Source organism: Pseudomonas sp. P1.31 (assembly GCF_001269815.1).
GTDB lineage: Bacteria > Pseudomonadota > Gammaproteobacteria > Pseudomonadales > Pseudomonadaceae > Aquipseudomonas > Aquipseudomonas rustica.
Genome location: NZ_LHVN01000023.1, coordinates 175,799 through 197,416, shown reverse-complemented (window position 1 = coordinate 197,416; position 21,618 = coordinate 175,799). Strand labels below are relative to the sequence as shown.

At 59.6% G+C, this 21,618-nt stretch carries 20 protein-coding genes; 7 read left to right on the top strand and 13 right to left on the bottom strand.

What is annotated here, in order from left to right; genetic code table 11:
* A complete protein-coding gene (locus tag AD669_RS15890; protein WP_007915086.1) occupies nt 1-1,236 on the bottom strand; it encodes a 3-methyl-2-oxobutanoate dehydrogenase (2-methylpropanoyl-transferring) subunit alpha in 1,236 nt (411 codons plus the stop codon).
* 185 nt (nt 1,237-1,421) lie between these two features.
* Between AD669_RS15890 and bkdR the strand changes: the two genes are divergently transcribed.
* On the top strand, nt 1,422-1,910 hold the full coding sequence (gene bkdR, locus AD669_RS15885; RefSeq protein WP_008086971.1) for a Bkd operon transcriptional regulator BkdR: 489 nt from the start codon (nt 1,422-1,424) through the stop codon (nt 1,908-1,910).
* A 126-nt stretch (nt 1,911-2,036) separates the two neighbouring features.
* On the opposite strand, the gene AD669_RS15880 is transcribed toward bkdR, so the two are convergent.
* Entirely contained in the window at nt 2,037-2,900 is an 864-nt protein-coding gene (locus AD669_RS15880) for an MBL fold metallo-hydrolase (protein WP_053121435.1), read from the bottom strand.
* Nucleotides 2,901-3,003: 103 nt separating this feature from the next.
* On the opposite strand from AD669_RS15880, the gene AD669_RS15875 reads away from it, so the two are divergent.
* The 3 genes from AD669_RS15875 to AD669_RS15865 all read left to right on the top strand — a co-directional run bounded on the left by AD669_RS15875 (nt 3,004) and on the right by AD669_RS15865 (nt 5,568).
* Nucleotides 3,004-3,345 carry a helix-turn-helix transcriptional regulator gene (locus AD669_RS15875; RefSeq protein ID WP_053121433.1) on the top strand — a complete coding sequence of 114 codons (342 nt, stop codon included), beginning with the start codon at nt 3,004-3,006 and terminating at the stop codon, nt 3,343-3,345.
* A gap of 168 nt (nt 3,346-3,513) precedes the next feature.
* Entirely contained in the window at nt 3,514-4,758 is a 1,245-nt protein-coding gene (locus AD669_RS15870; RefSeq protein WP_053121431.1) for an FAD/NAD(P)-binding oxidoreductase, read from the top strand.
* A 9-nt stretch (nt 4,759-4,767) separates the two neighbouring features.
* Nucleotides 4,768-5,568 (top strand): sulfite exporter TauE/SafE family protein, encoded by an 801-nt coding sequence (locus AD669_RS15865; protein ID WP_053121429.1) that lies wholly within the window; start codon nt 4,768-4,770, stop codon nt 5,566-5,568.
* Nucleotides 5,569-5,669: 101 nt separating this feature from the next.
* On the opposite strand, the gene AD669_RS15860 is transcribed toward AD669_RS15865, so the two are convergent.
* The 6 genes from AD669_RS15860 to AD669_RS15835 all read right to left on the bottom strand — a co-directional run bounded on the left by AD669_RS15860 (nt 5,670) and on the right by AD669_RS15835 (nt 11,927).
* Nucleotides 5,670-6,950, bottom strand: coding sequence for a TRAP transporter large permease (locus AD669_RS15860; RefSeq protein ID WP_053121428.1), 1,281 nt, complete (start codon nt 6,948-6,950; stop codon nt 5,670-5,672).
* The gene (locus AD669_RS15855) at nt 6,950-7,477 is read right to left on the bottom strand and encodes a TRAP transporter small permease (RefSeq protein ID WP_053121425.1); all 528 of its coding nucleotides are present in this window, start codon (nt 7,475-7,477) and stop codon (nt 6,950-6,952) included. Before AD669_RS15855 ends, AD669_RS15860 begins: the two co-directional genes overlap by 1 nt.
* A gap of 79 nt (nt 7,478-7,556) precedes the next feature.
* Nucleotides 7,557-8,528 carry a TRAP transporter substrate-binding protein gene (locus tag AD669_RS15850; RefSeq protein ID WP_053121423.1) on the bottom strand — a complete coding sequence of 324 codons (972 nt, stop codon included), beginning with the start codon at nt 8,526-8,528 and terminating at the stop codon, nt 7,557-7,559.
* A gap of 61 nt (nt 8,529-8,589) precedes the next feature.
* Nucleotides 8,590-9,483, bottom strand: coding sequence for an SMP-30/gluconolactonase/LRE family protein (locus AD669_RS15845; protein ID WP_053121421.1), 894 nt, complete (start codon nt 9,481-9,483; stop codon nt 8,590-8,592).
* 43 nt (nt 9,484-9,526) lie between these two features.
* On the bottom strand, nt 9,527-10,351 hold the full coding sequence (locus tag AD669_RS15840) for an NAD(P)-dependent oxidoreductase (RefSeq protein ID WP_053121420.1): 825 nt from the start codon (nt 10,349-10,351) through the stop codon (nt 9,527-9,529).
* Nucleotides 10,352-10,631: 280 nt separating this feature from the next.
* Nucleotides 10,632-11,927 (bottom strand): OprD family porin, encoded by a 1,296-nt coding sequence (locus AD669_RS15835; protein WP_053121418.1) that lies wholly within the window; start codon nt 11,925-11,927, stop codon nt 10,632-10,634.
* 309 nt (nt 11,928-12,236) lie between these two features.
* On the opposite strand from AD669_RS15835, the gene AD669_RS15830 reads away from it, so the two are divergent.
* Together AD669_RS15830 and AD669_RS15825 are read left to right on the top strand one after the other, a co-directional pair.
* Nucleotides 12,237-13,892 carry an MFS transporter gene (locus AD669_RS15830; protein WP_053121416.1) on the top strand — a complete coding sequence of 552 codons (1,656 nt, stop codon included), beginning with the start codon at nt 12,237-12,239 and terminating at the stop codon, nt 13,890-13,892.
* Nucleotides 13,889-15,031, top strand: a complete 1,143-nt coding sequence (locus AD669_RS15825) for an HlyD family secretion protein (protein WP_053121414.1) — start codon at nt 13,889-13,891, stop codon at nt 15,029-15,031. The genes AD669_RS15830 and AD669_RS15825 overlap by 4 nt, the downstream gene beginning before the upstream one ends.
* A gap of 78 nt (nt 15,032-15,109) precedes the next feature.
* Here AD669_RS15825 and copD read toward each other — a convergent pair whose 3' ends face one another.
* Entirely contained in the window at nt 15,110-15,964 is an 855-nt protein-coding gene (gene copD, locus AD669_RS15820) for a copper homeostasis membrane protein CopD (RefSeq protein ID WP_053121411.1), read from the bottom strand.
* Between the two features lie 3 nt (nt 15,965-15,967).
* Nucleotides 15,968-16,330, bottom strand: coding sequence for a copper homeostasis periplasmic binding protein CopC (gene copC, locus AD669_RS15815; protein WP_053121409.1), 363 nt, complete (start codon nt 16,328-16,330; stop codon nt 15,968-15,970).
* Nucleotides 16,331-16,475: 145 nt separating this feature from the next.
* Here copC and AD669_RS15810 point away from each other — a divergent pair, with 145 nt between their 5' ends.
* Complete coding sequence (locus tag AD669_RS15810) at nt 16,476-17,096, top strand: TetR/AcrR family transcriptional regulator (protein ID WP_053121406.1); 621 nt, start codon at nt 16,476-16,478, stop codon at nt 17,094-17,096.
* Between the two features lie 167 nt (nt 17,097-17,263).
* On the opposite strand, the gene preA is transcribed toward AD669_RS15810, so the two are convergent.
* From preA to hydA, 3 genes are all read right to left on the bottom strand, one after another.
* Nucleotides 17,264-18,538: an NAD-dependent dihydropyrimidine dehydrogenase subunit PreA gene (gene preA / locus AD669_RS15805; RefSeq protein WP_053121404.1), complete on the bottom strand. Its 1,275-nt coding sequence runs from the start codon at nt 18,536-18,538 to the stop codon at nt 17,264-17,266.
* Nucleotides 18,539-19,906: an NAD(P)-dependent oxidoreductase gene (locus AD669_RS15800; RefSeq protein WP_053121402.1), complete on the bottom strand. Its 1,368-nt coding sequence runs from the start codon at nt 19,904-19,906 to the stop codon at nt 18,539-18,541.
* A 194-nt stretch (nt 19,907-20,100) separates the two neighbouring features.
* A complete protein-coding gene (hydA, locus tag AD669_RS15795) occupies nt 20,101-21,540 on the bottom strand; it encodes a dihydropyrimidinase (RefSeq protein ID WP_053121400.1) in 1,440 nt (479 codons plus the stop codon).
* Nucleotides 21,541-21,618: the final 78 nt, after the last annotated feature.

Here is a 21,618-nt window from a genome sequence, read left to right as displayed (position 1 = left end):
TCAGATCCCCAACTGCTGACGCTGGCGCTTCAAGTGCTCCGGCATCTCTTTGTAGACGTCTTCGAACATGGTCGCGGCGCTTGGAATCTGGCCGCCGGCGAGGGTGCCGTACTGTTCGGCCTGTTTCTGCGCGGCAATCACTTCGGCTTCGAGCTCGGCGCTGACGGCGGCGTGCTCTTCGTCCGACCAGTGGCCGACCTTGATCAGGTGCTGTTTCAGGCGGGCAATCGGGTCGCCGAGCGGGAAGTGGCTCCAGTCATCGGCAGGACGGTATTTCGATGGGTCGTCGGAGGTCGAGTGCGGGCCGGCGCGGTAGGTGACCCATTCGATCATGGTCGGGCCGAGGTTGCGGCGGGCGCGTTCGGCAGCCCAGGCAGAAGCGGCGTAAACCGCGTAGAAGTCGTTGCCATCGACGCGCAGAGAAGCGATGCCGCAACCGACGCCGCGTCCGGCGAAGGTGGTGGCTTCACCACCGGCGATCGCCTGGAAGGTCGAAATCGCCCACTGGTTGTTGACCACGTTGAGGATCACCGGCGCGCGATAAACGTGAGCGAAGGTGAGGGCGGTGTGGAAGTCCGATTCGGCGGTGGCGCCGTCACCGATCCACGCCGAGGCGATTTTGGTGTCGCCCTTGATCGCCGAAGCCATGCCCCAGCCGACCGCCTGAATGAACTGGGTCGCGAGGTTGCCGGAAATGGTGAAGAAACCTGCTTCCTTAACTGAGTACATGATCGGCAACTGGCGGCCCTTGAGCGGATCGCGCTCGTTGGACAGCAGTTGGCAGATCAGGTCGACCAGTGGCACTTCGCGGGCCATCAGAATGCTTTGCTGACGGTAGGTCGGAAAGCACATGTCGTCGATGTTCAGGGCCAACGCCTGAGCACTGCCAATGGCTTCTTCGCCAAGGCTTTGCATGTAGAACGACATCTTTTTCTGACGCTGGGCGACGACCATGCGGTTGTCGTAGATGCGCGTCTTGAGCATGGCGCGCATGCCTTTACGCAGGATCTCGACCGGCACGTTTTCAGCCCAAGGGCCGAGGGCGTTGCCTTGATCGTCGAGCACGCGAATCAGCCCACGCGCCAGGTCGGCGGTGTCGGCAGGTTCGACGTCGATGGAAGGTTTGCGCACCGTACCGGCATCGGTCAGATGCAGGTAGGAAAAATCGGTTTTGCAGCCTGGACGGCCCGAGGGTTCAGGGACGTGCAGACGCAGCGGTTCATACGCTTGGGTCATGGCTTCTACGCTCGATCTTGTGAATTTCTTGTAGTGAGCTGGCAGTCATCCTTCGGTAGAAGAAATCTTGTCCTACAACAATCATAGGCCGGGCCAAGAAGAATATTTATCTCTGTTTCGTTGCGCTGGAGACGATTTGCAGATAGAAATTCTGCATAAACATAAAAAACAGGTGGTTTTGTCTCATGCGCAAACTGGATCGTACTGACATCGGCATTCTCAACAGCCTTCAAGAGAACGCGCGCATCACCAACGCCGACCTTGCACGCTCGGTGAATCTGTCGCCGACGCCGTGCTTCAATCGGGTGAAAGCGATGGAAGAATTAGGCCTGATTCGCGAGCAGGTGACGCTGCTGGACGCCGATCTGCTGGGGCTGCACGTGAACGTGTTTATTCACGTCAGCCTGGAGAAACAGGTGGAGTTGGCGTTGCAGCATTTCGAAGAAGCGATTTCTGATCGCCCCGAAGTGATGGAGTGCTATTTGATGGCCGGCGACCCGGATTATCTGATCCGGGTGCTGGTGCCGACGATCCAGTCGTTGGAGCGCTTCATGATGGACTTTCTGACCAAAGTGCCGGGCGTGGCGAATATCCGCTCGAGTTTTGCGTTGAAGCAGGTGCGGTATAAAACCGCGCTGCCGTTGCCGGCGAATGGGTTGACGTTGGGGGCGTGAAGATCAAAAGATCGCAGCCTGCGGCAGCTCCTACAGGGAAAAATGCATGATCGTGCCCACACGCCGCCTGGGAACGATCAATGCGAAATCCGTGTAGGAGCTGCCGCAGGCTGCGATCTTTTGACGTTAAAGCTTGTTAAGCGGAATCTTCAGATAAACCACACCATTGTCCTCAGCCGCCGGCAAATTCCCCGCCCGCACATTCACCTGAATCGCCGGCAGCAACAGCGTCGGCATGCCCAATCCGGCATCACGCTTCGTGCGCATCTCAACAAACGCCGCCTCATCCACCCCGTCATGCACATGAATGTTGCTTTTGCGCTGCTCGCCCACCGTGGTCTGGCACTGCGACTCGCGACCCTCGGGCGGGTAGTCGTGGCAAACGTAAAGCTTCACGCTCGCCGGGAAGGCCAGCAGTTTTTGGATCGAGTTGAACAGTTGATTGGCGTTGCCGCCGGGGAAGTCGCAGCGCGCCGTGCCCACATCCGGCATGAACAGCGTGTCGCCGACCAGAATCTGCTCGCCATCAATCAGGTAAGCCATGTCCGCCGGTGTGTGGCCGGGAACATGCAGCGCCGTAGCTTTGAGATTGCCGATGCTGAATGACTCGTTCGGCGCGAACAGGTGATCGAACTGAGAGCCGTCGACGCAGAACTCCGGCTCCAGATTGAACAGCGCCTTGAACACGTTCTGCACTTTGCTGATGGACTCGCCGATGGCGATCTTGCCGCCCAGTTCGCGGCGCAGATACGGCGCGGCGGACAGGTGATCGGCGTGGGCGTGGGTTTCCAGCAGCCACTGCACTTGCAAGTTGTGTTGGCGGACGAAGGCAATGATTTTGTCGGCTTGAGCGGTACAGGTGCGGCCGGCGGCGCCGTCGTAGTCGAGCACCGGATCGACGATTGCGCAGTGCCCGCCGTCGGCTTCATAGACCACGTAACTGTAGGTCGAGGAGGCGGGGTCGAGGAAAGCTTCAATCAGCGCGGGCATGGACACAAACCTGTACGAGTGGGCGAAAAGTCATTCGGGGTTGCAACACTTTATGTAAAAACATAATGTTCGCAGCTTAAGTGACGTTGAAGGCATCGTGCAAATGCAATCCAGTCTGACCGAATGTGAAGTCGCCCAATTACGCGCCTCGGCCACCAAGGCCTGTGCGTTGCTCAAGGCGTTGGCCAATGAAGATCGGTTGTTGATCCTCTGTCAATTGACCCAGGGCGAACGCAACGTTGGCGAGCTGGAAACCATGACCGGCGTACGCCAGCCGACGCTGTCCCAGCAATTGGGCATTTTGCGCGACGAAGGCATGGTCGCCACTCGCCGCGAAGGCAAATATATTTTTTATGGGCTCGCCAGCCCGGAAGTGATTCAGGTGATGAAGACCCTGTCGGGGCTTTATTGCGGGGCCGTCCTAAAAAGCTGGGAACACCCATAAATGCCAGCCATCGCACCAATCCCCTGTAGGAGCGAGCCTGCTCGCGATAGTGGTGTATCAGTCGATAAACATGTTGGCTGACCCACCGCGATCGCGAGCAGGCTCACTCCTACAATGGATCTGTGTGATGGCTGACGAAATCCTTGCGTGCAGCAAAAGGAACAAGCAATGAACGATCAACACTGGGGCCCATCCATCAGTGCAGACATCGTGGTTATCGGCGGCGGCACGGCGGGCATCGGCTTCGTCGCCAGCCTGCTCAAGCGTGATCCTGACCTGAAAATCACCGTGATCGAGCCGAGTTCGCAGCACTATTACCAGCCGGCGTGGACGCTGGTCGGCGGCGGTGCTTACGACGCAAAAGACACCGCCAGACCCATGGCCAAGGTGATGCCGCGTCAGGTCAACTGGCTGCAAGCCGCCGTCACCGGCATCGATCCCGACAAGCGCCAACTCACCCTCAACGATCAACGCACGGTCAGCTATCAAAACCTGATCGTCTGCCCCGGCCTGCGTCTGGCCTGGGAGAAAATCGAAGGCTTGCAGGAAAGCCTCGGTCAGCACGGCGTCACTTCCAATTACAGCTACCAGCACGCGCAATACACCTGGGATCAGGTGCAAAAACTGCGCGGCGGCAAAGCGCTGTTCACGCAACCGGCGATGCCGATCAAATGCGCCGGCGCGCCGCAAAAGGCGCTGTATCTGTCCTGCGATCACTGGCTTAAAAACGGCGTGCTGAACAACATCAATGTCGAATTCAATCTCGCCGGCGCCGCGTTGTTCGGGGTGGCGACGTTCGTGCCGCCGCTGATGAAGTACATCGAAAAATACAACGCGCAACTGGCGTTCAACTCGAATCTGGTCAAGGTCGACGGCCCGGCGAAAACCGCATGGTTCGAGATCAAGGATGCTGACGGCAACGTCACTCGCGAGGCGAAAACCTTCGATCTGCTGCACGTCGTGCCGCCGCAGGTCTCGCCGGATTTCATCGCAAAAAGTCCGTTGGCCGACGCCGCTGGCTGGTGCGAAGTCAATCAACACAGCCTTCAGCATCCGCGTTATCCCGAGGTGTTTGCGCTCGGCGATATCTGCGGCACCAGCAACGCGAAAACCGCTGCAGCAGTGCGCAAGCAAGTCGTGGTTGTTGCGCAAAACCTGCTGGCTCAGCGCAAGCAACAACCGCTGCCGTTGAAGTACGACGGCTATGGTTCGTGCCCGCTGACGGTGGAGAAGGGCAAGGTGATCCTCGCCGAGTTTGGCTATGCCGGTAAGTTGCTGCCGACGTTTCCTCTTGATCCGACCGTGGCGCGGCGTTCTGCGTGGTTGCTCAAGGCGACGTTGCTGCCGTGGTTCTACTGGAACGGCATGCTCAAGGGCCGCGAATGGCTGACTAGTCTGTCCAAGGTCGACTGAGAAAACCCTATGTTGCTGGCAAGTCTGTTTGGCGTGGTAATGGGGTTGGTGCTCGGTTTGACCGGGGCTGGCGGCGGCATTCTGGCGGTGCCGGCGCTGGTGCTCGGGCTCGGCTGGACGATGACGCAAGCGGCGCCGGTCGCGTTATTCGCGGTGGGCAGTGCGGCGGCGGTTGGAGCTATCGATGGATTGCGCCATGGGCTGGTGCGTTATCGCGCGGCACTGTTGATTGCGGCGCTCGGCGCGGTGTTTTCGCCGCTGGGGATCTACTTCGCGCATCAATTGCCGGAGAAGATTCTGATGATCCTTTTTAGCCTGCTGATGGTCATGGTTGCTTGGCGCATGTTGCGGCGCGAGCGTCAGGAAGAAGGGCCGAGCGATCACGGGCATGGCAGTTGGGGTCAGAAGAACTGCATGCTCGATGAAGAAACCGGGCGCTTCGACTGGACGGCCAAATGCACCGCAACCCTTGCGGCGTTGGGCGCGGTTACGGGCGTGGTGTCCGGGTTGCTTGGCGTTGGCGGCGGGTTTTTGATTGTGCCGGCGTTCAAGCAACTGACCGACGTGCAAATGCGCGGGATAGTCGCGACGTCGTTGATGGTGATCAGCCTGATTTCGGCGATCGGGGTGATCGGATCGTTTCACGCCGGGGTGCGGATTGACGGGCAGGGCGCGGCGTTTATCGTCGCCAGCATTGTCGGCATGATCATCGGCCGCAAGCTGTGCGCGCGAGTGCCGGCGCGGGCGTTGCAGGTGGGGTTTGCCAGTGTGTGTCTGGTGGTCGCGGGATATATGTTGTTGCGTGCTTGAGTATTTGAAGATCAAAAGATCGCAGCCTCGTTTCACTCGACAGCTCCTACATGGAATGCGATTTCTGTAGGAGTTGCCGAAGGCTGCGATCTTTCAGGTTGTTACAACACCAAGTGCGGTAGCCACAGGGAAATGGCGGGAATGTAGGTGACCAGCATCAACACCAGAAACAGCACCGCGTAGAACGGCAGCAGTGCTTTTACCGTGCTTTCAATACTGACCTTGCCCACCGCCGACCCGACAAACAGCACCGCACCTACCGGCGGTGTTATCAATCCGATCCCCAGGTTCACCAGCATGATCATGCCGAACTGCACCGGATCTACGCCAATGCCGAGAATCACCGGCATCAGAATCGGTGTGAGGATCAGAATCAGCGGGGCCATGTCCATCACGGTGCCGAGCAACAGCAGCATGACGTTGATGCACATCAGGATCACGTAGCGGTTGTCTGACAGGGTCAGGAACATCGTGGTGATCTTCGCCGGGATCTGCATCAGGGTCATGATGTAGCCGAAGCTCGCCGCGAAACCGATCAGGATCATCACGATCGAAATCGTCCGCACTGTGCGGTGCATCAGCTTCGGCAACTCACTCCATTTGTAGTCGCGGTAGATGAACATGGTTACGAAAAATGACCAGAGCACCGCGATGGCCGCTGATTCGGTTGCGGTGAAAATCCCGGATAGAATCCCGCCGAGAATGATCACCATCGCCATCAGGCCCCACAGCGCTTCGCCGCAGATTTTCAGCGCCTGGCGCAGCGGGATGACTTCGCCTTTCGGGTAGTTGCGTTTACGCGCGAAAATCAGGCACAGCACCATCAGGCACGCACTCATCAACAGGCCCGGCACCACGCCGGCCATGAACAGCGAAGCGATGGACACCGTGCCGCCGGCCGCCAACGAATAGAGCACCGAATTGTGGCTCGGGGGTGTCAGCAAGGCTTGCACCGAACCGCTGACCGTCACCGCTGTGGAGAAATCACGCGGATAGCCTTTGCGCTCCATTTCCGGAATCAGTACCGAGCCCACCGACGCGGTGTCCGCCACTGACGAGCCGGAGATCGCGCCGAAGAATGTCGAGGCCATGATGTTGACCAGCGACAGACCGCCACGGACGAACCCCACCAGCACCCCGGCGAACGCCACCAGCCTGCGCGACATGCCGCCCTCGGCCATGATCGCCCCGGCGAGCACGAAGAACGGAATCGCCAGCAGGGAAAATTTGTTCACGCCGCCAGCGACCTGAATCATCAGCGCCTGAAACGGAATGTCGATCCACCACGCGCCGATCAACGCCGACAGCCCGAGGGCGTAAGCGACCGGCATGCCGATCAGGATCAAGGCGATAAAACTGCCCAGCAGAATCAATGCGTCCATCAGGCAGCCCCTTCGTTTTCTTCAACCAGGTCAAAGCGCACCACGCGGCGATTGCTCTGGTCGCCGAGAAAGAGTTTTTCCAGCACAAAAATCAGCGTCAACGCGCCGCCGACCGGGATCGGCATGTAGGTAATGCCCACCCGCAGAGTGGGCAGGGCGCTCATGAACTGGTTCCAGGTCGACAGGCAGAGTTTGCTGCCCCAGATGGTCATGAACAGGCAAATGGTCGCCATCAATACCTGCGAGACAATGCTCATGGTTCTGCGCATGTCGGGCGCCAGGCGATCGGTAATCATCGCGACGGCCATGTGCGCGCCGGCGCGATAACTGGCGGCGGCGCCGATGAAGGTGAAGACCATCATCAGCAGAATGGCGGTGGGTTCCGGCCAGCTGGAGCCGGTGCCGAGGACGTAACGGGCGAATACGCCCCAAGGGATGATCAGGGAAATGGTCAGCACCGACAGACCGGCGACCCAGATGCAGGTCATGTAGATCCGGTCGTTGATGCGCAGCAGCAAATTCTTCATCGGGTTCCACCGTAACCGGGCAGCCGCTGACCTTCGGCGAGGTCAGCGTTGCCGGGCCTTTCGTTGAGGGCTGGGAGGGTTACTGCACGGCTTCGATGCGCTTGATCAGATCGACGTAAGGTGCGCCGTACTTCTCGCGTATCGATGCGGTGGCCTCATAGAACGGTTTCTTGTCGACGGTGATGAACTCGACGCCGGCCGCTTTGAGTTTTTCTTCGCTGCTGGCCGACTTGGCATCCCACAAAGTGCGCTCTTGTGCTTGGGCGGCTTTCGCGGCTTTTTTCACCAGGGTCTGCTGATCGGGGGTGAGTTTTTCCCAAGTGATTTTCGACATCACGATGGGCTCTGGCAGGATCAGGTGTCCGGTCAGGCTGTAGAACTTCGCGTTCTGGTAGTGATTATGTTCGAGCAAGGTTGGCGGGTTGTTTTCCGCGCCGTCGATCACTCCGGTCTGCAGGGCGCTGAAGATCTCGCCGGTGTCCATGGCGATGCCGTTGCCGCCCATTGCGTTGATGGTTTCGATGAACATCGGGTTGCCTTGCACGCGGATCTTCATGCCTTTGAGATCTTCGAGTGTGCGCACCGGTTTCTTGGTGTAGATATTCCGTGTGCCGCCGTCCATCCAGGCGAGGGCTACGAGGTTGAATTCCGACTGGGTGATCTTGTCGAGGATTTCATCGCCGATTTCGCCGTCGATGACTTTACGCATGTGCGCTTGGTCGCGAAACACGAAAGGCATGTTGAACACGTTCACGTCAGGCACCACCGGGCCGACGATGCCGAGGCTGACGCGAGCCATTTGAATCGCGCCGACTTGCGCCTGTTCGACCACTTCTTTTTCCGAGCCCAGCACGCCGCCGGCAAACATCTTGAAAGTCAGTTTGCCGTCGCTGTCGGCGACCAGTGTTTTGCCCAGTTGCTCTTCAGCCACAACCGTCGGATAGCCGGCCGGATGGATGTCGGCGAATTTGATTTCCAGTGCCTGAACGGCGCTGCTGAGGGTGAACGCGAAAGGGAGTGCAGCGACGAGCAACGTGCGTTTGAAGTCCATGAGGGGTGTCTCCAGTCTTGTTATTTTTGTGTTCAAGGCACAGCGGTGCAGCAGAGGCGGGTTACAGCAAATCGTTGAACAGTGGTTCCGGCAGGCCCTTGACGCCGGGGTTCAGGGCGAACACGCCGCCGGCCAGAGATTGCGGATCGTGGTCGTCACCGGGGCGGATCGAGGCGACGAACAAGGTGTCCATCTGGCTGCCGCCGAACGCACACATGGTCGGTTTCTTCACCGGTACAGGGAGTGAGTAATCGAGGCGCCCGTCGGGTGTGAAGCGATGCACGAGACCGGCGTCGTTGGCGCAGATCCAGTAGCAGCCATCGGCGTCCACTGCCGCGCCGTCGGGGCGCCCGCAGTGGTTGTTCATGTCGACGAAGACACGGCGATTCGATGGCGTGCCGCTGTCGGTGTCGTAGTCGAAAGCCCAGATCAACTGCACATTCGGGTGTGAGTCGGACAAGTACAGAGTTTTACCGTCGGGACTGAAGCCGAGGCCATTGGGGACGATGAAGCCATCAAGTTGCGCTTCGATCGTCCCGGTTGCGCCGGCACCGTAGCGATAGAGCCGTCCTTCGGGCGCATTCAGGCCCATGTTCAACACCATGCTGCCCGCCCAGAAGCGCCCCTGACGGTCGCAGCGACCATCGTTGAGGCGCATGTCCGGGCGTGCGTGTTCAACGCTGGCGAGCCGCTCGGCGTCGAGGCTGCCGTCGGTGTGCGGATGCAAATGAAAGAAGCCGCTCTCCATGCCAGCGATCCAGCCGCCACGCTGGTGCCGCGCGATGCAGGCGAGCATTTCCGGGGCTTTCCAGGCACGCACCTGGCCGGTATCGGCGCTCCAGCGTTGCAGCGCGCCGTTGGGGATATCGACCCAGTACAGCGCATTTTCCTGCGCCACCCAGACCGGGCTTTCGCCCACGGCGTTGCGGGCGTCGACGATCAATTCGGCTTGCATACTCATTCCCTTGGTTTTGATTGGGGGGGATCAAGTGAGTCGGTCAGTCGCCGAAGGGGCCCGCCGCGACGAAGGCGCCACCCTGATAAATCCGCGCCGGGTCATCGGCGGCCGGCATCGGTTGCGCCTCGACTTTCTCGCGAAATACTTCGGAGCTGTCCCGGGCTTCGAAACCGAGGTGGCTGGCGAATCGGTTGTCCCACCAGACGTCTTTGTTATCGGACATGCCGTAGACCACGGTGTGACCGACATTGGCCGTGTACAGCGAGTGCTCGAGCAGTTGCGTGAGGTCGTCGAAGCTCAGCCAGGTGTGCATCATTCGACGGTTTTGCGGCTCGGGGAACGAGGAGCCGATGCGGATGCTGACGGTCTCGATGCCATAGCGGTCGAAGTAGAAACTGGCCATGTCTTCGCCGTAGGACTTGGACAAACCGTAGTAGCCATCAGGGCGGCGCGCAGAGCTGGCGTCGAGTTGCTCGTCCTGTTTATAGAAACCGATGACGTGATTGGAACTGGCGAAAATCACTCGTTTGACGCCATGCCGGCGCGCCGCTTCGTAAATGTGAAAGACCCCGCAAATGTTGGCGCCGAGGATTTCCTCAAACGGCCGCTCCACGGACACACCGCCGAAATGCAGGATCGCGTCGACGCCTTCGACCAGTTGGTGCACGGCCTGTTTGTCGGCGAGATCGCAGAGCACGATTTCTTCGCGATCATCGACAGCGGGCGTGAGCGCGGCGATGTCGGACAGTCGCAGCACGTTGGCGTAGGGGCGCAAGCGTTCGCGCAGGACTTTGCCCAGGCCACCGGCAGCACCAGTCAGCAGCAGCCGGTTGAACGGGGCGCGGGAAGGGGTGGTAGACGTCATGGCATTCCCTTACAAATTGTTATTGGTTTGTTGTAGGTTGTCGTATGACTGCGTTGGAGTATCGGTAGGGTTTCCGGATCTTGTCAACGCGACTTTTGGTGTATATGACGGAAGGGGCTGATTCACTTTTCGATCACCACGATTCCTTGGTTGCAATGCAATCCCCTTGTGGGAGCGAGCTTGCTCGCGAAAGCGGTGCGTCATTGAAATATGAACTGACTGACCCGACGCATTCGCGAGCAAGCTCGCTCCCACAGGGAGACTCGGTGTGGCGACTGGCTTACAACAACGAAATCGGATAACTGATAAACACCCGGTTCTCATCGAACTCATTGGTGCTGAAGTCCCTGCGAATGGTCGCGTTGCGCCATCTCACGTTGAGGTTTTTCAGCGGGCCGCTCTGTACGGTGTAGGCCAGTTCCGACTCGCGGCCCCATTCCTTGCCGTCAGTGATCAAGCCGGTGTGGACGTTATCGCCGCTGATATAGCGGTTCATCATGGTCAGGCCGGGGATGCCCAGAACGACAAAGTTGTAGTCATGGCGCAACTGCCACGAGCGCTCCTTGGCATTGTCGTAACTGGCGTTGTAACTGTCGTTGGCCAGGGTGCCGCCGCTGGTGCCGTTGACCCGCATCCACGCATCGTCGCCGCCGAGTTTCTGCAGGCCGACATAAAAGGTGCTGCCGCCGTATCTGGCCGAGAGCATGGCGAACGCGGTCTTGTTGTCGAGTTCGCCCGCCTGGGCGCTGCCGTCTTCCTTGCCCGTGAAGAAGCCGAGGTTGGCGCCGAGCGTCCAGTCGCCCACGGGCTGGCTGTGGCTGAGGTTGAAGTACTGCTGCTGGTAGATGTCGCTGAGTTCGGCGTACCACACGCCGACCAGGGTTCGCTTGTCATTGAAGCTGTATTCGCCACCGCCGAAGTTGAAACGATCGGAGGTGAAAGCGCCCCGGCCGTTCATCGACATGTCTTCCATGCTTGCGTCGTTGCGTGGGCTGTTGCCGCGGAACTGGCCGCCGTAGACCGTCAGGCCGTTGATCTCAGTGGACGTGATCTGCCCGCCACGAAAGGTTTGCGGCAGGGAGCGGCCATCGTCGGAGCGCAGGATCGGCAGTACCGGCATCCATTCACCGACCTTCAATTCGGTCTTCGACACCTTGGCTTTCATCGCCACGCCGAGCCGGCCAAAGTTGTCCGCCGGACGCCCGTCATCGTGGATCGGCAACAGCTGCGTGCCGCCGGTGCCTTTGCCGCCATCAAGCTTCTGAGAGTACAACCCGAGCACGTCGAGGCCGAAACCGACGGTGCCTTGGGTGAAACCGGATTTGGCGTCGAGGATGAAGCTTTGCGTCCACTCTTCAGCCTTGCCTTGTGGGTTGGCCGGGTTGACGAAATTGCGGTTGAAGTAGGCGTTACGCAGGTTCAGCGTGGCTTTGCTGTCTTCCAGAAAGCCTTCAGCGTCGGCGCTCATGGGCATGGCGAAGGCGAGGCTGCTGCAACCGATCAGGCTTAGAGTAGATCGCGGGCGAATAACGGAAAAGCGGGAAGGGCGGGCGGAATTGCGGACGAGTGTGCTCACTGTGACGCTCCCTGTTTCATTGTTGTTTTTATTATTTGTCATACGTCGTCGTACAACATGGTTGCGGATATTTCCTATGTTTTGCGGGAATGTCAACAGCAAGTTATACGATGACTCCCGGCAGCACTCTGATCACTTGTAGGAGCTGCGGCACGCTGCGATCTTTTTATCTGGCTTTGGAACAAAGGATCAAAAGATCGCAGCCTCGTTTCACTCGACAGCTCCTACAGGGATCTGTGTTGTCCATGAGATGTGTGTTGCCGGTGAATTTGCGGCAAACTTCATCCACCTTCAGCACAAGGCTTTTCAATGGATCAATACGCCCCGCGCAACTGGCAGCCGCACGAGAAGCCCAGTCTGCCCGGTTCCCCTTCGACGCCGCTGCACTCCAACCCCAAGCGCCTGGCCTATGCGCTGGTCGGTTTGCTGGTGGCGCTGACCGGTGGTTTGGGCAACTCGCTGGTGGTCGCCAACCTGCCTTATCTGCAAGGCGCGCTCGGCGCCACAACGGCGGAAATGGCCTGGCTGCCGGCCGCGTATGTAATGACCAACGTGTCGATGAACCTGTTGCTGGTGAAGTTTCGCCAGCAGTTCGGTTTGCGTGCGTTCACCGAAGTATTCCTCGTGTTGTACGCGCTGGTGACCTTCGGCCACTTGTTCGTCAACGACCTCAATTCCGCAGTCGCGGTGCGGGCGGCGCACGGCATGGTCGGCGCCGCGCTGAGCTCTCTGGGCCTGTATTACATGGTGCAGGCGTTCCCGGCGAAGTGGCGAATGAAGGCGCTGGTGCTCGGCCTCGGCACGTCGCAGTTAGCCTTGCCGCTGGCGCGATTATTCTCCGAAGACTTGCTGCAAATGGCCGAATGGCGCGGCTTGTACCTGTTCGAATTGGGCATGGCGTTGCTGTCGCTGGGCTGCGTTTTGATGCTCAAGTTGCCGCCCGGCGACCGCTTCAAAACTTTCGAAAAACTCGACTTCTTGACCTTCGCCATTCTCGCCAGTGGCGTCGCATTGCTGTGCGCGGTGTTGTCGTTGGGGCGGATCGACTGGTGGCTGGAGGCCGACTGGATCGGCGTCGCCCTCGCGTCGTCGATTGCGCTGATCATCACCGGTCTGGCCATCGAACATAATCGCAGCAACCCGATGCTGATGACCCGTTGGCTCGGCAGCGGGACGATGATTCGTCTGGCGTTGGCGGTGACCTTGATTCGAATGGTCACCTCCGAGCAGTCCACCGGTGCGGTGGGGTTCATGCAGAACCTGAACATGGGCTATGAGCAATTGCACAGCCTGTACGTGGTAATGCTGATTGGCAGCGTCGCGGGGTTGTTGACCAGCGCGCTGACGATCGACCCCAAACACCTGCTGATGCCATTGATCATCTCGCTGGGTCTGATGGCCACCGGGGCGGTGATGGACAGTTCTTCCAACAACCTGACCCGCCCGGAAAACCTCTATTTCAGTCAGTTCCTGTTGGCCTTCGGCAGCACGTTTTTCCTCGGCCCGACCATGGTGCTCGGCACGCGCAACGTGTTGACCAATCCGCGCAACCTGGTGAGTTTTTCCGTGCTGTTCGGGATCTGTAATAACCTCGGCGGTTTAATCGGCGCGGCGCTTCTGGGCACCTTTCAGATCGTCCGGGAAAAATTTCATTCCAGTCACATCGTTGAGCACCTGACGCTGTCTGACCCTTTGGTGGCCGCGCGCGTGCAGAGTGGCGGCTCGGCGTATGGCTCGCTATTGGCCGACCCGAGCCTGCGCAACCTTGCGGGCATTCGTAGCCTGGCCAACGCCGCGACCCGAGAGGCCAACGTGCTGGCCTACAACGACGTGTTCATGCTGATCGCCGTGATCGCGGTGCTGACCATGATCTGGCTGTCCATTCGTGCGCTGTGGCTGATGAGCACCACTAAAGCCGTCGCCCCTGCGCCATCCACACCTTCGAGCGGTGCCACTTCTTCATGACCGAACCGACCACCACAACCACCAACGCCATTGCCGCCACGCCCGAAGGTGTGGCGCCGCCGTCATCGCCAAATACTGAGCCACGCTCGCTGCGGGTGCGGATTATTTCGTCGCTGGGCTTTGCCGCGATCGCCATCGTCGGCGTGTTGATCGTGTTGTATGCCTGGCAATTGCCGCCGTTCAGCAGCGCGGTCGAGACCACTGAAAATGCTTTGATTCGCGGGCAGGTGACGATCATCGGCCCGCAACTCGCCGGTTATGTCTATGAAGTGCCGGTGCAGGATTTTCAGTATGTGAAGGCCGGTGATTTGCTGGTGCGCTTGGATGATCGCATCTATCAGCAGCGTCTCGATCAATCGCTGGCGCAACTGGCGGTGCAGAAAGCCGCGTTGGCCAACGTCGTGCAGCAACGCAACAGCGCCGAGGCGACGATCAAGTTGCGCCAAGCGGTGCAGGCCGACAGCGAAGCGCAGTTGCGCAAAAGCGAGGCGGATTTGCGGCGTAACAAGGAACTGGTGAGCGACGGCTCAGTGTCGAAACGTGAAATGGACGTGGCGCTCGCAGCCAATGCGCAAAGCATTGCCGCGGTGGCGCAGGCCAAGGCCAATGTCGAAATCGCCCGTCAGGATTTGCAGACGGTGATCGTCAATCGTGGTTCGCTGGAGGCGTCGGTGGCCAGCGCGGAAGCGGCGGTGCAACTGGCGCGGATCGATTTGTCGAACACGCGCATTGTCGCGCCGCGTGACGGGCAGTTGGGGCAGATTGGCGTGCGTCTCGGCGCTTACGTCAACTCCGGGGCGCAGTTGATGGCGTTGGTGCCGAACCAGAAATGGGTGATCGCCAACATGAAGGAAACCCAGATGGACAACGTGCGGGTCGGGCAACCGGTGCGTTTCACCGTCGATGCGCTGAACCACCGTAAATTCACCGGGCATGTGCAGCATATTTCGCCGGGCACGGGGTCTGAATTCGCCTTGCTGCAAGCGGACAATGCGACGGGTAATTTTGTGAAGATTGCCCAGCGGGTGCCGGTGCGGATCACGATTGATCCGGATCAGCAGGAAGAGGAACGGCTAAGGCCGGGGATGTCGGTGGTGGTTAGTATCGATACCGCCGCCGGCAACACCCAACCCCATTAAGATCAAAAGATCGCAGCCTTCGGCAGCTCCTACATGGATAATCTGTAGGAGCTGCCGAAGGCTGCGATCTTTTTCTTTTCAAGCCGTGATCATCGGGGGCAGGGTGCCGAGTAGTGAGACGGCGGCTACGGCGCCAATGCCGAGCAGCCATTCAAGCATCACACTGCGTTTGAGCGTGCCGATCCGCTGTTCGCAATCTTCCATGCGCAAGCGGTTGAACAACGCCAAACCGAGCATGCCTAGCACAATCATCGCCTTGATCAACAGAATCAGCGCAAACCCGCTGAACAACGGCGTCGGCCACCACTGGCCGGTCAGCACACGGACGTTGATCAATCCGGTGATCAGCAACCCCGCCACCAGCCAATAACCAACGCCGCTGAAACGCTGCAAAACACCACGAAGCTCACTCGGCTGACGCAGGATCATCACCAGCAGCAACAACCCACCCAGCCACGCGGCCACACAGGTCAGATGAACGATCTGATTGAGAATCAGCAGCTGCCCGCTCAGACCATCGAGCATCGCGCCGTGTCCGACCGGTGCCAGCGTCGCCAGCAACAACCCGCTCAAACCCAGGCGCAACGGCATGCTTGAACGCCACGGAGTGAACAGCAACGCCAGCAGCACCGCGTTGATCAGCAGGTGCCAGCGCCACACCTGACCAAAAAACGTATTGCCCAGCACCAGCGCAATCGTGTCTGGATCAAACGCCGCCGCAGCCGAACCGGCCATGCTCGCGGTAATCAGCAACGCCCAGGCAATCCCGCTGACCAGCGCAACCGCGGCCAGCCAACGGGCGAGTCGCGTCAGGTGCCGATCCAGTTCCAGCGCTTCACCCTTGAGCAGCAACGGCCTGAATAGCCAGGCGCCGAACAGCATCAACACCACGGTGAAATGCAGAAAGCGGCACAGCACCAGCGCCTCGCTCATGAATTACTGGCCAACCTTGAACTGATAGGCGCCTTCGCTTTTGTGCGTGTCGACCGACACTGCGTGCCATTCGACTTTGTATTCACCGGCGGTCAGCGGAGCAGCCGGGGTGATGATCAGGGTTTTCTTGTCGCCTTCGGTGGTCAGCGGTTTGACCGCAACCAGCGCGCCGTCCTTGGTCACGGTGACTTTGGTGAACGTGGCTTCGACACCTTCGGAAAAGGTCAGGCGCAAATCAGCCGGGGCGGCGACGGTGCTGTCAGCGGCCGGGGTCTGGCTTTTCAAATGGGCGTGGGCAAATACCGAAGACGCAGCGAACAGCGAGGCGAGCAGGGCAGTGGTGGTCAGGACATTCTTGAACAGCATCGCGGATACCTCTGAGGCAGAATCGAAGAACGGCCAGTTTACTCAACCCCGTCCGGGCGCGTCTGTACGAAGTTTCGTTTTCATCTGTCGCCCGCGTGCCTGAGCGGATGCTAGTCTTCAACAACGCTGTTGTCAGGGAGCCCACATGGGCAATCACAAGATCGAAATTCGCCGCAATAACGTCGAGAAAATCCTGCTGGCGGCGGAAAAAGTCTTCGCCGAAAAAGGTTTCGGCAGCACCGCGATGGCCGACATCGCCGCCGAAGTGCAACTGCCGCGTTCCAATCTGCATTATTACTTCAGCACCAAGAGCGAGCTGTACAGCGCGGTGCTGTTTGATCTGCTGGAAGTGTGGAAGCAGGACGCGCTGTGCTTCGAGATGTTCGACGATCCGCGCGTGGTGCTCAGCAGTTATATTCGCGCGAAGATGAACCACTCGCGCAGCCGGCCGTACGGTTCGAAGGTTTGGGCGAATGAAATCATCCATGGCGCGCCGACGCTGGGCGAGGCGCTGGATGTCAGCCTGTATGACTGGGCGAAAATGAAGGAAGCGAAGATTCGGCAGTGGGTCGAGGACAAGCGGATTTTGCCGGTGGAGCCTTCGAGTTTGCTTTATATGATTTGGGCGTCGACGCAGCACTATGCCGACTTTGATCATCAGGTGAATATTTTGAATGATCACCAGCCGTTGTCGGACATGCAGTTTGAGCGAGCGGTGCAGACGGTGACGAGTGTGATCTTGCGCGGGATTGGCTTGGAACCTTGAGTCTTGTGGCGACCGGGCTGGCCTCTTCGCGAGCAGGCTCGCTCCCACAGGGAAATGCATGATCGTTCCCACGCTCTGCGTGGGAATGCCTCTCGGGACGCTCCGCGTTCCAATGGGACGCAGAGCGTCCCGGGCTGCATTCCCACGCAGAGCGTGGGAACGATCAGTCAAACTGCAACGTGGTAGGGATTGCGCGGATCATGATTCCAGTCCAGAAACGGCTTGCCTGAATCCATCGGCACCATCTCGATACAGTCCGCCACCGGACAAGTGATCTGGCACAAATTGCAGCCCACACACTCATCATCAATCACTTCATATTTATGCGTCCCGTCCGCCTGGCGCAGGCTGCCAATCGCCTGATGTGAAGTGTCCTCGCAGGCAATGTGGCAACGCCCGCAACCAATGCACGCTTCCTGATCAATCCTGGCGATCACCTGATAGTTGATATCGAGGTATTTCCAGTCCGTGGTATTGCCCACCGCGCGCCCGGAAAACTCACTGATGCTGGCGTAACCCTGACTGTCCATCCACCGCGACAAGCCGTCCTTCATCTCCTCAACAATGCGGAAACCATGCAGCATCGCCGCCGTGCACACTTGCACCGCGCCACTGCCCAGCGCCATGAATTCTGCGGCATCGCGCCAACTGCCAATGCCGCCAATCCCGCAGATCGGCAAGCCCTGCGTCTCAGGATCACGGGCAATTTCCGCGACCATGTTCAGCGCGATCGGCTTCACCGCCGAACCGCAATAACCGCCGTGGGTGCTTTTGCTGCCGACGGTGGGCAGGGCGACCATGTGCTCCAGATCGACGCTGGTGATCGAGTTGATGGTGTTGATCAGCGACACAGCATCGGCGCCACCGCGATGGGCGGCGCGGGCGGCGACGCGGATGTCGGTGATGTTCGGCGTCAGTTTGACGATCACCGGCAGCGAGCAATAAGTCTTGCACCAGCGCGTAACCTGCTCGACGTACTCCGGCACCTGACCGACCGCTGCGCCCATACCGCGCTCTGGCATGCCGTGCGGGCAACCGAAATTCAGTTCGATGCCGTCAGCGCCCGTGGCCTCAACCAGCGGCAGAATGTGTTTCCACGACTCTTCAACGCACGGCACCATCAGCGAAACGATGATTGCGCGATCCGGCCAATCCTTCTTCACCTGAGTGATTTCCCGCAGGTTGATTTCCAGCGAGCGGTCGGTGATCAGCTCGATGTTATTGATGCCGAGCACTTCGCGGTTGTTGCCGTAATGCGCCGAGTAACGCGACGAAACGTTGACCGCCGCCGGATCCTCGCCAAGGGTTTTCCAGACCACGCCACCCCAGCCTGCTTCGAACGCGCGCACCACGTTGTAGGCTTTGTCGGTCGGTGGCGCGGAGGCCAGCCAGAACGGGTTCGGTGCTTTGATGCCGGCGAAGACTATCGAGAGATCGGCCATTTACGCAGCCTCCACGTTGAGCATCAGTTGAGCGTTGATCGCCTCGGCGGCGAGTTTGCCGTGCTGCACGGCTTGCACGGTGAGGTCTTGATCGAGGCTGGTGCAGTCGCCGCCGGCATACACGCCGGGAATGCTGGTGCGCAGGTTTTCGTCGACTTGAATGCGTTCACCCTGGCGCTTGAGTTCACGGGCGAGCGGGTCGGCGAGGGCGCTGCTGTCGAAGGACTGGCCGATGGCTTTGAAGATTGCGTCGGCGGCCAGTTCGAAGGTTTCACCGGTGGTTTGCAGGCGTCCTTCGACCAGATCGGTGCGAGCGAAACGCATGCCGCGCACGTTGCCTTGATCGTCGAGCAGCACTTCTTCCGGTTGTGCCCAGGTCAGCAGACGCACCTGATTGGCCTTGGCGATGTCTTGTTCATGGCCAGTGGCGCCCATGTCCGCCGCGCCACGGCGATACACCAGATTCACATCGCGAGCGCCGAGGCGAGCCATTTGCACGGCCATGTCGATCGCGGTGTTGCCGGCGCCGAGGACGATGCAGCGTTCGGCCAGTGGCAGTTGCGTCAGGTCATCGGCCTGACGCAGTTCGCGGATGTAATCGGTGGCGGCGAGCAGGCCCGGCGCATCTTCGTGGGCCAGGCCGAGTTGCTTGCTGGCGTTGAGACCGAGGCCGAGGAACACCGCGTCGAACTGATGATGCAGCTCGCTGAGGGTTAGATTCTCACCGAGTTTCTGCCCGTGACGGATTTCGATGCCGCCGATTTGCAGGAGGAAATCCAGCTCCTTTTGCGCGTAATCGTCGACCAGTTTGTACTTGGCGATCCCGTACTCATTGAGCCCGCCAGCCTTCTCCCGCGCTTCGAAAATCACCACGTCATGACCGTGCATGGCGCTGCGATGCGCGCAGGACAAACCGGCCGGCCCGGCACCCACCACGGCGATGCGTTTACCGGTGGCTGCCGCGCGCTGGAATGGGTGTTCAGTGAAGTGTGCGTTGTCGACGGCGTAGCGTTGCAGCAGGCCGATCAGCACCGGCGCGCATTCGTGGGCGTTGTTGCGCACGCAGGCTTGCTGGCAGAGGATTTCAGTCGGGCAAACGCGTGCACAACTGCCGCCGAGGATGTTTGCCGAGAGGATTTTCTGCGCGGCGCCGGGGACGTTGTCTTGATGGATATTGCGGATGAACGAGGGGATATCGATCTCGCTCGGGCACGCATTCACGCACGGCGCGTCGTAGCAATACAGGCAGCGCGAGGCTTCCAGATGTGCCTGCCGAGCGTTGAGCGGCGGCGCCAGATCAGTGAAATGCCCGGCGAGGGCGGCCGCGCTTTCGTGCGGGTGGGGGAGATGGTTCAGGGTCTCGATCACGGTTGTGTGCCTCACGGTAACTGCCTCTATCGGGCATTGGCCAAATCCCCGTGTAGGCGCTGCCGAAGGCTGCGATTTGTTGATCTTGATCTTAAAAAACAAGATCAAAAGATCGCAGCCTTCGGCAGCTCCTACAGGGGAATGCATTTCAAATGTGGGAGCGGGCTTGCTCGCGAAGGCCGAAGACCTCGATGTCAGCGTTTCACAGCAACTGGCTTATGTTGCTCAGCCCGCTTACTCAGCAAATCAAACACCGCCGGATACGCCGGCCGTTCGATGTACCGGCCGGCGCCGCGCTCGGCGCGCAGGTCGCCATCGGCCCAGACCAATCGACCCTGGCTGACGGTATGGCTCGGCACGCCGCGCACGGTCTTGCCTTCGAAGATGTTGAAATCCACCTGCTGATGGTGGGTCTTGGCGGAAATGGTGCGCGTGCCTTGCGGATCCCACAGCACCAGGTCGGCATCGGCACCGACGCGAATCGCACCTTTACGCGGATAAAGATTGAAGATTTTCGCGGTGTTGGTTGAGGTGAGCGCAACGAAATCCTGCATCGATAAACGACCGGAATTAACGCCCTCATCCCAAAGCACCGCCATGCGATCTTCGATACCCGCCGTGCCGTTAGGGATTTTGCTGAAGTCATCACGACCCGCCGCTTTTTGCTCGGCACAGAAACAGCAATGATCCGTCGCAGTGGTGTGCAGATTACCGTTCTGCAGCCCGTGCCACAGCGCCTCTTGATGACCGCGCGGACGGAACGGCGGGCTCATCACGTAACCCGCAGCAGTCTGCCAGTCCGGGTGTTGGTAGACGCTATCGTCGAGCAGCAAATGCCCAGCGAGCACTTCGCCGTAAACCGGCTGACCCTTGCTGCGCGCATAGGTGATTTCGTCGAGGGCTTCCTTGGTCGAGACGTGCACCAGATACAACGGCGTGCCAATGGTTTCAGCGATACGAATCGCCCGGCTCGCCGCTTCCCCTTCAACCTGCGAAGGCCGCGACAGCGGATGCGCCTCCGGCCCGGTGATGCCTTGCACCATCAACTTGCGTTGCAGGTGATAGACCAGTTCGCCGTTTTCCGCGTGTACGGTCGGCACCGCACCGAGTTCCAGGCAGCGCTCGAAACTCGCCACCAGTGTGTCGTCGGCGGCCATGATCGCGTTCTTGTAGGCCATGAAATGTTTGAAGCTGTTGATGCCGTGATGGCTGACCAGTTCGGCCATCTCTTCGCGCACCTGCTCGCTCCACCAAGTGATCGCGACGTGGAAGCCATAGTCGGACGCGGACTTTTCCGCCCAGCCGCGCCACTGATGAAACGCTTCCATCAACGACTGCTGCGGATTGGGAATGACGAAGTCGATGATCGACGTTGTGCCGCCGGCCAGACCGGCCGCCGTGCCGCTGTAGAAATCCTCGCTGGCCACGGTGCCCATAAACGGCAGTTGCATGTGCGTGTGCGGATCGATGCCGCCGGGCATCAGGTATTGGCCGCTGCCGTCGAGCACTTCGGCGCCGGCGGGAATATCAAGGTTTTCACCGATGGCTTTGATCACGCCGTCGGCGCAATAGACGTCGGCGCGATAACTTTCATCATGGGTAACAACGGTGGCGCCACGGATCAACAGAGACATTCCGAGTTCCTCGCAGGCATGACCGACTTGTGCCGGTTCTAAATGTTTTATTGATGTACAGCAGTGCAGGGTGTATTC